This is a genomic window from Hyphomonas sp. UBA3601, assembly GCF_002375605.1.
Taxonomy (GTDB): Bacteria; Pseudomonadota; Alphaproteobacteria; order Caulobacterales; family Hyphomonadaceae; genus Hyphomonas.
This window is the reverse complement of the sequence record NZ_DFME01000020.1, coordinates 51805-52237: the sequence shown is the minus strand read 5'-3', so window position 1 is coordinate 52237 and position 433 is coordinate 51805. Positions and strand designations below refer to the sequence as shown.

Genomic DNA, 433 nt, shown 5'->3' with positions numbered 1-433 from the left:
CACGGCCAATTTCTTCGGGTGTGAGACCCGCCAATGTTTTTGTCATTTTATTCCTCCCAGAAAAAAATGACACACGCGTCAACTTTTGTCGACCGCTGTCGTTTGGCGTTCTTCTCTTGGGGGGGGGCAGGAAGACGGCTAGCCATTTGGGTAACGGCCTGGCGAGACGTGACGGAGCGCACGCGGTAGGCTAAAGGCTCGGCGCATGTTCAAGGCAAGTTTCATCACCCTGTTTCCCGAAGCGTTTCCCGGCCCGCTCGGCGTCTCCATCCTGGAGCGCGCGCGTCGCGAAGGCATCTGGGACTATGAAACCGTCCAGCTGCGCGATTTCGGCCTCGGAAAGCATCAGAATGTCGACGCCCCGCCGGCGGGGGGCGGCGCAGGTATGGTGTTGCGACCGGATGTGACGGCTGCGGCGCTGGACAGTATCGAC

The 433-nt window shown here is 60.3% G+C and carries 1 pseudogene; it reads left to right on the top strand.

Annotation, left to right across the window (positions count from 1 at the left end):
• Positions 1-205: 205 nt before the first annotated feature.
• Positions 206-433 (top strand): annotated as a pseudogene (locus tag B4F73_RS01795) (tRNA (guanosine(37)-N1)-methyltransferase TrmD); the annotation flags it as partial.